The sequence below is a fragment of the Tateyamaria omphalii genome (genome assembly GCF_001969365.1).
GTDB lineage: Bacteria > Pseudomonadota > Alphaproteobacteria > Rhodobacterales > Rhodobacteraceae > Tateyamaria > Tateyamaria omphalii_A.
On the sequence record NZ_CP019312.1, the window covers coordinates 1,478,787 to 1,492,163 of the forward strand.

A 13,377-nucleotide genomic window follows, 5' to 3' on the forward strand; every position below is an offset into this window, starting at 1 on the left:
AGCAATTGCAGGGCGCGGGTGGCACCGCTATACCGCGCCCCAGTGGACCATTAGCTCAGCTGGATAGAGCGCTGCCCTCCGAAGGCAGAGGCCAGAGGTTCGAATCCTCTATGGTCCGCCATCTCCCACACACTGATCGCGTGGATCGCACTAACCACTTCCGACGACATCGACTTTAAAGGTTATCAACCTTTGCCAATCCCGCATTAACCTCTGTCATGATCCAGCGCCTGTGCCGGGGACATCCGTCGCGCTTGGCGATAGTCCAGGACAAACAGCAAAGCCGACGACGCAATGGCAATCACCGCTCCAATCATCGCCACGCCCTGGTAGTCGGTCACGCTCGTCCCAATCGCAAAGATCACCGACGCAATGATCGCGCCGCCAAAATGATTCACGGACAACAGCGAACTTCCGGCTCCTGCCCGGTCTGCAACAAGGTTCTGCACATACCCAATAGGGATAGACAGGATGATGCCCGCGCCAATCCCCGCTGGCAGCACCAGCCACCACGCAAACCCAATGGACGGCATGAGACCCAAGACAGCGAGAAAGCCACCATAAATCACAACGCCGATCAGGATAAGAAACGAGGCTGAAATCACACGCAAAAACCGAACCGTCAGCATCATGACCGGAATTTCGATGAATGCGACGAGGCCCGCAAAGACTGCGACGTCGGATTCGACACCGCCAAGGTTATTGAGGATCAGCAGACCCAGCAGAATATTGTACAGACCATTGGTGGCTGAGATTACGCAGATCAGAACCATACGCAACAACAGGCCCGGCTCTGTCAGCTCCGACAAAGACGCCAACAACCCCTTGCCTGATTTCGCGGTCTGCGACACCGTATGGTCCCGGCGCCACAACGTCAGGACGGCGGCAAGCGCCATGGCATTTGCAAAAGCGACGACAGCATAGGCCGCGAGCACATCCACACCCTGTACCAGGGCGTACCCCCACACCACGGGTGTCAGTGCAAATGCGCCGGAAAATGTCGCCCGGGACAGAGTGGCCGCATAAGAACGATCAAGCTTCGGGTTCTCATTGGCCGCCACAACAGAGATTGCGAAGTACTGGGTGAAAGCCGTCGCCCCGACTGGAAACAGCACGACATGCACCAGCAAGAAAGCGATCTTCGAAGGCACGAAAAACATCAATAGCCCGGCTACAGCGCCAACTGCCAACGCGGCCAGCAACGCTTCGCGAAATCGTCCTGTCTGATCGGTATAGATCCCCACCAGTATGGATGCGACGACACTGAAAAATGCCCCACCCGTCACGATGAGGGCGTAGGCGGCGTCGGAAAAACCAATCTCCTCGATCCCAATGATCGACTGGAACGGGCCAACCGTTGCCGCGCCAACGCCCATAAGGATCAAGCCAACCAGCGCCACTTGAAGCAGTCTGTCGGTCAGCGCCGTCTTGATCATTGATGAGTTCCAGATTGAGCGGTGGCGTGATTACACAAAGGAATTTGCGCCGACCCATCTATATGGCGCGCCATCACAGATGAAAACGGCGCGACGCACGCGCTTGCGCTGAACCGCCGCCCGGCTTCGGGCAACAGCATCGCTCTTGGATGGTTAACTTTGACAGAACGCAGCGCGCGGGCCTCAAGCCCTTGATCTACAGGCGCTTTCGCAGGTCGATGAACATCTCGCAAAGCGAGCGAACACCTTGTCACCGCGGGGACAGATCATGCAAACAGGTCGTGCGCCAACTCCAACGCGTCCACGAGCACGTCCACCTCTTCCTTGGTGTTGTACATGCCAAAGGACGCGCGGCAGGTGGCGTTCAACCCCATGTGCTCCATCAACGGGCCTACGCAGTGCTGTCCCGCCCGCACCGCGACCCCCTTCTTGTCAAGGATGGTCGAGATATCATGGGCGTGCCCAGCCCCGTCCAGCGTGAAGGAGAAAATCGCGCCTTTGTCCGGTGTCGTGCCCTGCACCTGCAGCCAGTTGAGACCACCCAGTCTTTCAACCGTGTAATCCCGCAACGAGTCCTCATGCGCCGCGATGGCGTCCATCCCGTGACCCATCATGTAGTCCAGCGCGACACCCAAGCCGATCATCTGCACGATACCGGGCGTGCCCGCTTCGAATTTGTGGGGCGGATCGTTGTAGACAACACCGTCTTTGCTGACCTCCTTGATCATATCGCCGCCGCCGATAAAGGGGCGCATCTCCGCCATCCGCTCGGCCTTGCAATAAATCGCGCCGGAGCCTGATGGGCCGTAGAGTTTGTGACCGGTGATCGCATAAAAGTCGGCGTCCAGATCCTGCACATCCACCGGCATATGCACCGCGGCCTGCGAGCCGTCGACCAGCACCGGAACGCCCTTGGAATGCGCGCCTTCGCAGACCGCTTTGATGTCGACCTTGGTGCCCAGGACGTTGGACATGTGGGTGACGGCAACCAGTTTGGTGTTGGGGCTGACGGCATCAATGATCTTCTGCGGATCCAGCGCGCCCGTGCTGTCCACATCGACCCACTTAAGAACCACGCCCTGCCGTTCGCGCAGGTAATGCCACGGCACGATGTTAGCGTGGTGTTCCATGACCGAAAGGACGATCTCGTCGCCCGCTTCCATGCGCGGCATGGCCCAACCATACGCGACCATGTTGATGCCCTCGGTCGTGCCTGAGTTCATCACGATCTCGTCTTCGGAACCTGCGTTCAGAAAGCGGGCAAGCTTGCCTCGGACGCTTTCGTAATTCTCGGTCGCAAGATTAGAAAGGTAGTGCAAACCTCTGTGAACATTGGAATATTCCTCGGAATACGCCTTGGAGATCGCGTCGATCACGACCTGCGGTTTCTGCGCCGATGCGCCATTGTCGAGATAGACCAGCGGCTTGCCGTTCACCTCGCGCGACAGGATCGGAAAGTCCCCGCGGATGGCGTTCACGTCATACATCTCACAATCCTCCTGCTGTCACGCCGGTCAGCGTCACAAGCATCATCAATCCAATAAACAGGCCCGCCAGCACCACAAGCAAGAGGCCGAAGGCACGAAAGAGCGAGTTAAAGCGTAGGGCTGCGCTGATGAAGTGCAACAGCAGCCAGAAGGCTACAATTGCCACACCCAAGGCGACCAGCCCGGCGATGGCCGGCACGACCATGCTGAGCACAAGAACAAGCGCCTGCGCCGCAGCGCGTAACGCCTGAAGCCAGGTCAGCAGCGCCAGCATGTCGGTGAAGTCGCCCTGCCCACCCAAGGCACGTCCGGCCCACACCAAACCGTGCACCATCAAAAGAAGGCCCCCGGCGATAATCGCAAAAAGCGCGATGGGCCGTTCCAGCAATCCAAGGATCGGCATGGCCGCGCGCGCAGCCGCGTCAACCTGCCCATCAAGCAGCACAACCGGCGCTGAGGCCAGCACGGCGTTAACCGCGGCAACCGCGAAGAGCGCGGTATAGAGCGTTGCGCGATCCAGCCGCCACCCGATGATCTGCGCGGCCACCTGTTTGGGGTCGCGCAGCGTATCGACAGCCAGATCTGACACAGAACTCATTCCGAACGCTCCTGTGCGATGGATCCACCAATCCAGAACCACATGAAAACGACAAACCAGATGAGGCCCACGGCCTGCTTTTCCAGTCCCGGCCCGATGAAGCCGGACACAAGACCGTGGAACAGGATCAGCGGTGACGATGCCAGCAAGGCCCAGAACAGCGCCAGCCGTGCACCATAGGCAGTGCCCTTGCCGCCGAAGATGCGTCCAACCAGACGCGCCAGAAGCGCGATGACGTAGAACAAAAGCGGTGCGATAAAGATCAGCGCCATGAGCGAGGCGCCCATGAGCATGTTCAGATCTTCGCCCGTCAGATGCGCCTCGCGCGCCAGACGGGGCAATTGCGCGATGAAGATCTGCACGCAGGACGCCATGAGGTAGGCCAGCGCGCGGTCCTCGCGTTCGCCCAGCGACAACAGTTGCCGCACGACCCGCCCCGGTCCGCGGTAGGTCGCCGTGATGTTCCGAGTGATGGCCATGGTCAGCCCCGATGCCGCTCCAACCAGCCTTGAAGACGCTCGACCAGCGCGTCGCGCAGAGCTTCGTCCTCGATCTCTTCCACCGCCTCGGCGAGGAAGGCAAGGGTCAGCAGGTCCGTCGCGATGTCCGCAGGCACCCCGCGCGAGCGCAGGTAGAACAGCGCCTCGTCGTCGATGGCGCCCGAGGTCGATCCGTGCGAACAGGCGACATCGTCGGCATAGATTTCGAGTTCCGGCTTGGCGAGGAATTGGCTGTCATCGTCCAGCAGAAGGGATTGGCTGATCTGGTAACCGTCCGTTTTCTGGGCCCCTTCCTTGACCAGTATCTTGCCCTGGAACACGCCGACGGCACCGTTGCGCAGCACCTTCTTGAACACCTGACGGCTTTCGCAGCGCAGCGCGTCGTGGGTGACGAACACGGTGTCGTCGTGGTGGAAGTCACCGTCGCCGACGCACGCGCCCGCAACATGCGCCACCGCATCGTCGCCGGTGATGTCGATCACGCATTCATTGCGCGTCAGCCGCCCGTTCACCGTGAGCGTGAAGGATTTGAACACCGATTCCGATTCAAGGCGGGTAAAGATGTGCGTCACCGCCCGGCGTTCATGATCACGGCCCTGCGCGCGCACGTGGTGGAACGCGGCAGTATCGGCGACATCCACTTCCATGCACTTATTGAACCGAGCTGCAGCCGGACCGGTTTCAAGCAGGGTCAGTTCCGCACCGGCGTCGAGTTTCACCACGTGGTGCAGGATCGCGTCCGACGTCTCATTTTCGTGCAAGTATATGAAATTGATCGGCTTTTCCGCCTTTCCAGTGACGTGGATCAGCACACCATCGGTCGCATAGGCCGTGTTCAACGCGGCAAGCGGGCGCGGCACGTAGTGCCCGTTGCCTTCAAGCGTGCCATAGAGGTCGGCGGCCCAGTGGACGTCCGCACTGTCGGCCAGCCGATCAATGCGCACGCCCGCGAGGGTCAGGTCGTCGGACTTGTCGGCGTCGAACACGCCATCGACAAACACGATCTTGAGGCGGTCCATCTCGCCAAAAAGCGGGCCCTCTTCGTTGTGGAAGAGTGCGGCCTGGGGCGCATCGGCTTGCACCAGCGTGTCGGGGCGCGTGAATTTCCAGTACTCATCGCGCCGGTTCGGTAGGCCCATGTCGCGCACGCGGGCCAGTGCCGCCTTGCGCGCCGCGTCCGCCCAGCCGTTTTGCGGCATGGTGAGGGTCGCCAACCGATCCTCGGTCGGGGTGGTCTTGGTCGCTGGTTCGGCCATTACGCCACCTCGGCCAGAATGTCGGCATAGCCGTTGTTTTCAACTTCGAGCGCCAGTTCGGGGCCGCCGGTTTTGACGATCTTGCCGTCTGCCATGATGTGCACGACGTCGGGTTTGATGTGGTCGAGCAGACGCTGGTAGTGAGTAATCACGAGGAACCCGCGCCCTTCGCTGCGCAGCGCGTTCACGCCGTCGGCCACAAGCTTCATCGCGTCGACGTCGAGGCCGGAATCGGTTTCATCCAGGATGCACATCTTGGGTTCCAGCATCGCCATCTGCAGGATTTCATTGCGCTTTTTCTCACCACCGGAAAAGCCGACATTGACGGGGCGTTTCAGCATATCCGCATCAATCTTGAGGTCCTTGGCCTTGGCCCGGATCACCTTCAGGAAATCTGCGGCGCTCATCTCTTCTTCGCCCCGGGCCTTGAGTTGTGCATTCACAGCCGTGCGCAGGAACGTCATGTTGCCGACGCCTGGGATTTCGACCGGATATTGGAAGGCCAGGAACAGGCCCGCTGCGGCGCGCTCTTCCGGCTCCATATCGAGCAGGTCTTCGCCATCGAGCGTCGCCTCACCGCCGGTCACTTCGTAGCCGTCGCGGCCCGACAGCACATAGGACAGCGTCGACTTGCCCGAGCCGTTGGGGCCCATGATGGCGTGCACCTTGCCCGCTTCGACCGTCAGATCGACACCTTTGAGGATCTGCTTGTCTTCCTCTTCCAGTTGCACGTGCAAGTCTTTGATATTCAACATGATCTATTCCTCGTCCTGCGCGACGCCGCGCGTTATTTCAAATTGACGGTGGTGCCCGCGGCACCGACCATCAGCATTTACGTGTTCGCAACGATGCTTTGCGTCGTCGCGAAATTGTTCCTCTGTATCGGCATGGTCATTCCGCATCCCCGCATTGCTGGTTGCAACGGGGGCAGATGCAGTCACCGGCCCGTGCGCGCTGCAGAATGGTCATCAGGCGCACCGTCAGCGCGCCCCAGCACACAAACAGCACGAGGCCGAACAGAAGCTCGAACTGTTCTGCAAAGCGGGCAAAGATCCAGCCGTCGGCGACCATCTCGGCCACAATCTCATCATGGCCAATGGACAGCAGAAAGACGATCACGTGGCCCAGGATCAGCATGGTGAGCGTGCGGGTTTCCTGCGCCAGCCGCCAATGGTGGCCAAAGCGCACGATGCCGGGTTTGCGTGGGGTGTCGGGGGCCATGGGGTCAGGCCCCGCTCTTTGGAGTGGGTGCGCCGGTCATTCCGCACCCTCCACCGTATCGCGGGCAAAGAGTTGCTGGAAACCCATGCCAACTGTGATTGCCATAAACAGAAGCGCGCACCAGACCCAAAAGGATGTCAGTGCCCCCGGTGCCAATGACGCCGCAGCGATCATGCCGCCCAGCACCGCGACAAGAAAGGCGAGGCCACCCTGCTGCGTGCCGTCGAGATCAGAGACCGTGTGACGTTTGATCGGTTTGCGTTCGCTCACTTCGACCATTTTTTCCTCGCCCGCATTTCCGCAAGTGCCTGTCTTACTTCTTCGTCGGTTCGGCTGACGCCTTGGGCGTACTCATCCTTGCTGCGCGTCTTCGTCAACCGGGCGGCCAGTGCCACGTATGCCGCTGCGCCCACAATAAAACCCACAAAGCCGAACTCAACGAGCCAAGCGGGTACAAGCATGTGGCCGATATTGGCGAACAACAGAGCGCCCAGAATTGCCGAGAAAACAGTCCCGTAGAGCGCCTTGGCCCTTTTCAGTGCCCACAGGTCGGGTGCGCCAATGCGCACGTGCCGGTCGATGTTGGAGCCGTGGTCATCCATCTTGAAACAACATCCACGCAACCGCGATAGCACCTGTCGTCATCGCTCCGCCAATCGCCAGGGCCGCCGCAAAATTCGGGAGCAGAGTAACGCCCAGTCCGCCACCCAAGGCCGCACCTGCAAGCACGGACAGGGCCATGGTCGCGAAAGCCGACCGGAATTTTTGCTCGCCCGACATCTGCTACCCCACCGACCCTTCAAGCGAGATGGCGACGAGCTGCTGCGCTTCCATTGCGAACTCCATAGGAAGGGCCTGAAGCACATCCTTGCAGAAACCGTTGACCACCAGGGCGACCGCCTCTTCCTCGTCCATGCCGCGGCTGCGGCAGTAGAACAGTTGGTCGTCGTCCACCTTGGACGTTGTCGCCTCGTGTTCGACGCGGGAGGAGTTGTTCTTGACCTCGATATACGGAACCGTATGCGCCCCGCACTTGTCGCCGATCAGCAGGCTGTCGCACTGGGTGTAGTTGCGACTGTCCTTGGCCTTAGGGTGCATGGACACAAGACCGCGATAGGTGTTCTGCGCCTTGCCTGCGCTGATGCCCTTGGACACGATGCGCGACTTGGTGTTCTTGCCCAGATGCACCATCTTGGTGCCCGTATCGGCCTGCTGCATATTGTTGGCGATGGCGATCGAGTAGAACTCGCCCTGGCTGTCGTCACCGCGCAGGATGCAGGACGGATATTTCCATGTGACGGCAGAGCCGGTTTCGACCTGCGTCCACATCACCTTGGCCCGGTCGCCGCGGCAATCGGCGCGCTTGGTCACGAAGTTGTAGATACCGCCCTTGCCGTTCTCATCACCGGGATACCAGTTCTGCACGGTCGAATACTTCACCTCAGCATCTTCCAGCAGGACAATCTCGACCACAGCGGCATGCAGCTGCGAGGTGTCGCGTTGGGGTGCGGTGCACCCTTCCAGGTAGGACACATAGCTGCCCTTGTCGGCGATGATCAGCGTACGTTCGAACTGGCCGGTGTTTTCGGCGTTGATGCGAAAATAGGTGGACAGCTCCATCGGGCAGCGCACACCCGGCGGGACGTATACGAACGATCCATCCGAGAACACGGCAGAGTTCAAGGTCGCATAGAAATTGTCCTGCACCGGCACCACCGAGCCCAGGTATTTCTTCACCAGTTCGGGATGTTCCTTGATTGCCTCAGAAATCGAGCAGAAGATCACGCCCGCTTTTTTCAGTTCGGCCTGAAACGTCGTGCCAACGGACACGGAGTCGAACACCGCATCCACGGCCACCTTGCGGCCCTCGGCGGGCGCATCCTCTGCCCCATCGACGCCTGCCAAGATCATCTGTTCCTTCAGCGGAATGCCCAGCTTCTCATAGGTGGCAAGCAGCTTCGGATCGACCTCGTCCAGCGACTTGGGCTTCACTTCCATGCTTTTAGGGCGGGCGTAGTAATACTGGTCCTGAAAGTCGATCTCGGGGTAGTCGACCATGGCCCAATCGGGTTCCTTCATCTGCAGCCAGCGCTCATAGGCCTGCAGGCGCCATTCGGTCATCCATTCAGGCTCTTCATTCTTTTCCGAGATCAGACGCACGATGTCCGGGGTCAGGCCTTTTGGCGCATATTCCATCTCGATGTCGGTTTCCCAGCCGTATTTATACGTGCTGACATCCCGTACGGCATCGACTGTTTCCTGATCGACGCCGTCCTTGACGACCACATCTTCTGCAACATTGTCCATATCGGATGTTCCTCTCGCATCTGAGCGGTTCACGCCGCCCGGCGTTCGTGTTTCTTCAGTTTCTGCGCCCAAACCTCGGCAAAGCGCAAAATGTCGTCTTCCGTCGTCTCCAGCCCCAGCGACACCCGTATGGCGGATGATGCTTCAAGCTCCGAATACCCCATGGCGCTCAGCACGCGGCTCGCCTTGACCTTGCCGGACGAACATGCCGAGCCTGCCGATACGGCAAAACCGGCCAGGTCCATCTGCATCACCTGCGTCTCGCCCTTCCAGCCGGGCGTGATGAAACAGGAGGTGTTCGGGAGCCGTTTGGCGCCTTTCCCGACAAAAATAGTTGTCTTTGAGGCAGCAGCAAGAGCGTTTTCTAGAATATTTCTAAGTTTCTCGACGCGGTCCCATTTTCCGTTCGCAATATCGCGCTGTGCTGCCTCGGAGGCGGCGCCAAATCCGGCGATGCCGATGACGTTTTCGGTGCCGGACCGGCGGCCCATTTCCTGTCCGCCGCCGCGCACCTGCGCCTGCACATCCAACCCCTGGCGCAATACAAGCGCACCGATGCCCTTCGGTCCGCCCAGTTTGTGGGCAGAGACCAGGCCCATTTCGGCGCCCAGCCAGTCAAAACCGAAAGGCAGTTTACCAAAGGCCTGCGTCAGATCGCTGAGCGCGAGGTCAGACGGCAAGTCCTGCACAACCCCTGTTTCGGAATTGGCAAGCTGCAGGCAAGATGCAGCGGGTGTTTCAATGCGCACGACACCATGCGCATCGGCCAACAAAACCGGATCGATCCACGCGCAAACTGCATCATGTTCAATGGCCGCGCCTTGCAGGGACCGCCCGGCACAGGCCAGCGCCGCCGCCTCCGTCGCGCTGGCGGTGAACACGATGTCGGCATGGGATGCGCCTAGGGCGTCGGATATCTGCCCCCGCGCCCTTTCAACAATTGCCTTGGCCGCCCGCCCCTCGGCATGCACCGACGATGGATTGCCCAACGCATCCATGGCGCGCAGCATTGCCTCCCGTGCTTCCGCCCTCAGAGGTGTCGTTGCGTTATGATCCAGATAGACCCGGGTCATATCTTCTCTGGTTCAAGAAAATCCCGGGGGAGTCGCGCAAGCGACGGGGGCTGGCCCCCAGCAGCATCAACCATCATCGACCACCGCAAACAGGTTGGGCACCGCAGGACACGGCGCCAGATCATTGCCAATCACATCCGATAAACGCGTCTGGTGCAGGAACACGTAAACATGCGCGCTCAACCCCTCCCACAACCGGTTGGTCAGCGATTGCGCCTTGGACCCTGACGCCGCACCGGACGCGCCTGCGCCCTTGTGCATGGCGTCCACCTTTTCATCGACCGCCGCCAGCACATCGGCCACCCGGATGTCCGATGCTGACCGCGCAAGGCGGTAGCCACCCCCCGGTCCCCGCACAGACACCACCAGATCGGCGCGCCGCAACTTGACGAACAGCTGTTCAAGATAGGGCAGCGAAATGTCCTGCCGGCCGGAGATGTCGCTCAGGCTGACGAGCTTATCCTCGGCCTGCATCGCGATATCGGCCAGTGCCACCATCGCATAGCGCCCCTTTGTCGACAATTTCATCGCACAGCCCCCAATTGACGTTACCGGCCCAAGGTCATACATCCGTGGCCACCGCAGGATGCACGCCTGCCCGAGAAGTTAGAACCGTTCTAAGGTAACCGATCAATTCCGTCAAGAAATCGGATGCCGAAAAGACGCGACAAGGACAGTAACGCATATGCCCGAGGTCATTTTTCCCGGACCCGAAGGCCGTCTCGAAGGCCGCTATCACCCACAAAAAGAACGTGACGCCCCCATTGCCATCGTGCTGCATCCGCATCCGCAGTTTGGCGGAACGATGAATCACAAGGTGGTGCATGCGCTGCACTACGCGTTTTTCAACATGGGTTTTACCGTTCTGCGCTTCAACTTCCGGGGTGTGGGGCGCAGCCAGGGCGAGTATGATCAAGGGATTGGCGAGCTTTCCGACGCCGCCTCCGCCCTCGACTACCTTCAGTCGATGAACAACAATTCCAAGCATTGCTGGGTGGCGGGCTTCAGCTTTGGCGCGTGGATCGGGATGCAACTTCTGATGCGACGGCCCGAAATCACCGGATTCATTTCGGTCTCGCCTCCCGCGAACATGTACGACTTCTCGTTTCTGGCGCCCTGCCCGTCGAGCGGCCTGATCATCAACGGAACCGCCGACCGCGTGGCGCCGCCCGCGGACACGGAATCGCTGGTGTCGAAGCTGCACGACCAAAAGGGCATCACGATCACCCACACCCAAGTCGAAGGTGCCGGGCACTTCTTTGAAGACCCGCATCTGGACACGCTGATCGGCAACACAACCGACTACGTCAAACGCCGCCTGACCGAGACGACGCGCTGATATGGCCGATCCTGTTGTTGTCGAAATGGCCAACAAACTGGCCGAGGAATGCCTGGCTGTGCAGAACGAGATTGGCAACGACCGGCTGTTCATGGAAGTGGGCGACGTTCTGGGCGCGTCCTCGCAAACCCTGGAAGAGGCATTCCTGACCGCAATCCGCACGCGGATGGCGAACGATCAGGGCCGCCGGTTCTTGGCGCAGAAGATCAAGGCGCACAGGGCGGCGCAGGCGACCGAGTGACGCGGCTCGACAAGCAAATCGCCTTTCTGAACGAGGCGGACAAGCTGAAATCAGTTCTCCGCGCCACCACGCTCGCCGATGCCAGCCGGGCCGAGAACAGTGCCGAACACTCGTGGCATCTGACCCTATATGCTCTTGTTCTGGCCGATCAGGCCGGGCCGGATGTGGACATCGACCGGGTTATCAAGATGCTAATCCTGCATGATCTGGTCGAGATTGATGCGGGCGACACGCCCATCTTTGAGAATGTCGATGCGGCGGAGGTCGCTGCGAAAGAGGAAGCGGCAGCTGACCGGATCTTTGGGCTGCTTCCCGCGGACATTGCCAGCGCGTTGCGCCCGATCTGGGAAGAGTTCGAAGCGGCGTTGACCCCCACCGCACAATTCGCCAAGGCGCTGGACCGCTTCCAGCCGCCCATGCAGAACCTCGCTTCGGGTGGCGGCAGCTGGCGCGCATACAACGTGACTCAAGACACCATTGCGGCCCGTGTCGGGACCAAGATCGAGCGCGGCGCGCCCGGTTTGTGGGCCTATGCCCGCAAACGCATCGCCGCGTTCTTTGCCTCCGCCTCTTAACTCCACACTTTTTTGTATACCATTGCATACACTCTTTCCAAACCGGCCCTGACACGCTAAGCGACGCTCAGAGTTTTCGCGCGCGCAAAGGACCCTCCCCATGAGCAAGATCAAGGTAGAAAATCCAATCGTCGAGATGGACGGGGACGAGATGACCCGCATCATGTGGGACTTCATCAAGAAGAAACTGATCGAGCCATATCTGGACATCGACCTGCTCTATTACGATCTGGGGATCGAAGAACGCGACCGGACCGAAGACCAGATCACTATCGACGCCGCCGAAAAGACCAAGGAGGTGGGCGTTGCCGTCAAATGCGCGACCATCACCCCGGACGAGGCGCGGGTGGAAGAATTTGGCCTCAAGAAGATGTGGCGCAGCCCCAACGGCACCATCCGCAACATCCTCGGCGGGGTGATCTTTCGCCAGCCGATCATCTGCCGCAACGTCCCCCGCCTTGTGCCCGGCTGGACACGCCCCATCGTCGTGGGCCGCCATGCCTTTGGCGATCAGTACAAGGCCACGGACATGAAGTTCCCGGGCGCCGGCACGCTAACGATGAAATTCGTGGGCGAGGACGGGACCGAGATTGAGCACGAGGTCTACAAGGCCGACAGCCCGGGCGTGTTCCTGTCGATGTATAACATAGACAAGTCGATCTACGATTTCGCGCGTGCGTCGTTCAACTATGGTCTGAACCTGGGCTGGCCGGTCTACCTGTCGACCAAGAACACGATCCTGAAACAATATGACGGCCGGTTCCTTGAAATATTCCAGGAAGTCTATGATGCCGAATTCAAGGACCAGTTCGAGGCCAAGAAGATCTGGTACGAACACCGCCTGATCGACGACATGGTGGCCTGTGCGATCAAGTGGAATGGTGGCTTTGTCTGGGCCTGCAAGAATTACGATGGCGATGTGCAGTCTGACGTGGTTGCGCAAGGCTTTGGCTCTCTGGGTATGATGACCAGCCAGCTGATGACACCCGATGGCAAGATCGTGGAGGCAGAGGCCGCCCACGGCACTGTCACGCGACACTATCGCCAGCATCAGGCGGGCGAGCAAACCTCGACCAACTCCATCGCGTCGATCTATGCGTGGACCGGGGGCCTCAAGCACCGGGCCAAGCTGGACGACAACGCAGCCCTCATGACCTTTGCCGAGACGCTGGAGAAGGTGATCGTGCAGACCGTGGAGAGCGGGCACATGACCAAGGATCTGGCCCTGCTGGTCGGTCCCGATCAGGGTTGGCTCACCACCATGGGGTTCTTGGAAAAGATCGACGAGAACCTGAACGCCGCTTTGGCGGGCTGATCCGCGCAAAATCCATGCACAGGCTGCGG

Annotated in this window: 16 protein-coding genes and 1 tRNA gene; 5 read left to right on the forward strand and 12 right to left on the reverse strand. The window is 60.0% G+C overall.

All coding sequences use genetic code 11. From position 1 onward, the window contains the following. The first annotated feature begins 44 nt into the window (after positions 1–44). Positions 45–121: transfer RNA gene (locus BWR18_RS07415), tRNA-Arg, on the forward strand. Between the two features lie 85 nt (positions 122–206). Here BWR18_RS07415 and BWR18_RS07420 read toward each other — a convergent pair. From BWR18_RS07420 to BWR18_RS07480, 12 genes are all read right to left on the reverse strand, one after another. Beyond that, positions 207–1,436 carry an MFS transporter gene (locus tag BWR18_RS07420; RefSeq protein WP_076627385.1) on the reverse strand — a complete coding sequence of 410 codons (1,230 nt, stop codon included), beginning with the start codon at positions 1,434–1,436 and terminating at the stop codon, positions 207–209. A gap of 266 nt (positions 1,437–1,702) precedes the next feature. Beyond that, positions 1,703–2,923 carry a cysteine desulfurase gene (locus tag BWR18_RS07425; protein WP_076627386.1) on the reverse strand — a complete coding sequence of 407 codons (1,221 nt, stop codon included), beginning with the start codon at positions 2,921–2,923 and terminating at the stop codon, positions 1,703–1,705. Between the two features lies 1 nt (position 2,924). Continuing rightward, positions 2,925–3,521: a YIP1 family protein gene (locus BWR18_RS07430; RefSeq protein WP_076627387.1), complete on the reverse strand. Its 597-nt coding sequence runs from the start codon at positions 3,519–3,521 to the stop codon at positions 2,925–2,927. Next, positions 3,518–4,000 (reverse strand): YIP1 family protein, encoded by a 483-nt coding sequence (locus BWR18_RS07435; protein WP_076627388.1) that lies wholly within the window; start codon positions 3,998–4,000, stop codon positions 3,518–3,520. The genes BWR18_RS07430 and BWR18_RS07435 overlap by 4 nt, the downstream gene beginning before the upstream one ends. 2 nt (positions 4,001–4,002) lie before the next feature. Next, entirely contained in the window at positions 4,003–5,277 is a 1,275-nt protein-coding gene (locus tag BWR18_RS07440) for a SufB/SufD family protein (RefSeq protein ID WP_076627389.1), read from the reverse strand. After that, positions 5,277–6,032, reverse strand: coding sequence for a Fe-S cluster assembly ATPase SufC (gene sufC / locus BWR18_RS07445; protein WP_076627390.1), 756 nt, complete (start codon positions 6,030–6,032; stop codon positions 5,277–5,279). Before sufC ends, BWR18_RS07440 begins: the two co-directional genes overlap by 1 nt. 136 nt (positions 6,033–6,168) lie before the next feature. Continuing rightward, positions 6,169–6,498 carry a hypothetical protein gene (locus BWR18_RS07450; protein WP_076627391.1) on the reverse strand — a complete coding sequence of 110 codons (330 nt, stop codon included), beginning with the start codon at positions 6,496–6,498 and terminating at the stop codon, positions 6,169–6,171. A gap of 36 nt (positions 6,499–6,534) precedes the next feature. Further along, positions 6,535–6,768, reverse strand: coding sequence for a hypothetical protein (locus BWR18_RS07455; protein ID WP_157598675.1), 234 nt, complete (start codon positions 6,766–6,768; stop codon positions 6,535–6,537). Next, positions 6,765–7,100, reverse strand: a complete 336-nt coding sequence (locus tag BWR18_RS07460) for a hypothetical protein (RefSeq protein ID WP_076627393.1) — start codon at positions 7,098–7,100, stop codon at positions 6,765–6,767. The genes BWR18_RS07455 and BWR18_RS07460 overlap by 4 nt, the downstream gene beginning before the upstream one ends. 181 nt (positions 7,101–7,281) lie before the next feature. Further along, positions 7,282–8,805, reverse strand: coding sequence for a Fe-S cluster assembly protein SufB (gene sufB, locus BWR18_RS07470; protein ID WP_076627395.1), 1,524 nt, complete (start codon positions 8,803–8,805; stop codon positions 7,282–7,284). Between the two features lie 29 nt (positions 8,806–8,834). Next, positions 8,835–9,878 (reverse strand): cysteine desulfurase family protein, encoded by a 1,044-nt coding sequence (locus BWR18_RS07475; protein ID WP_076627396.1) that lies wholly within the window; start codon positions 9,876–9,878, stop codon positions 8,835–8,837. A gap of 66 nt (positions 9,879–9,944) precedes the next feature. Beyond that, entirely contained in the window at positions 9,945–10,406 is a 462-nt protein-coding gene (locus BWR18_RS07480; RefSeq protein WP_076627397.1) for an Rrf2 family transcriptional regulator, read from the reverse strand. A gap of 157 nt (positions 10,407–10,563) precedes the next feature. On the opposite strand from BWR18_RS07480, the gene BWR18_RS07485 reads away from it, so the two are divergent. The 4 genes from BWR18_RS07485 (at position 10,564) to BWR18_RS07500 (ending at position 13,348) form a co-directional block, all read left to right on the forward strand. Further along, positions 10,564–11,217: an alpha/beta hydrolase gene (locus BWR18_RS07485; RefSeq protein ID WP_076627398.1), complete on the forward strand. Its 654-nt coding sequence runs from the start codon at positions 10,564–10,566 to the stop codon at positions 11,215–11,217. Between the two features lies 1 nt (position 11,218). Next, entirely contained in the window at positions 11,219–11,458 is a 240-nt protein-coding gene (locus BWR18_RS07490) for a hypothetical protein (protein WP_076627399.1), read from the forward strand. Further along, the gene (locus BWR18_RS07495) at positions 11,455–12,033 is read left to right on the forward strand and encodes an HD domain-containing protein (protein ID WP_076627400.1); all 579 of its coding nucleotides are present in this window, start codon (positions 11,455–11,457) and stop codon (positions 12,031–12,033) included. Before BWR18_RS07490 ends, BWR18_RS07495 begins: the two co-directional genes overlap by 4 nt. 100 nt (positions 12,034–12,133) lie before the next feature. Then, positions 12,134–13,348: an NADP-dependent isocitrate dehydrogenase gene (locus BWR18_RS07500; protein ID WP_076627401.1), complete on the forward strand. Its 1,215-nt coding sequence runs from the start codon at positions 12,134–12,136 to the stop codon at positions 13,346–13,348. Positions 13,349–13,377 lie beyond the last annotated feature (29 nt).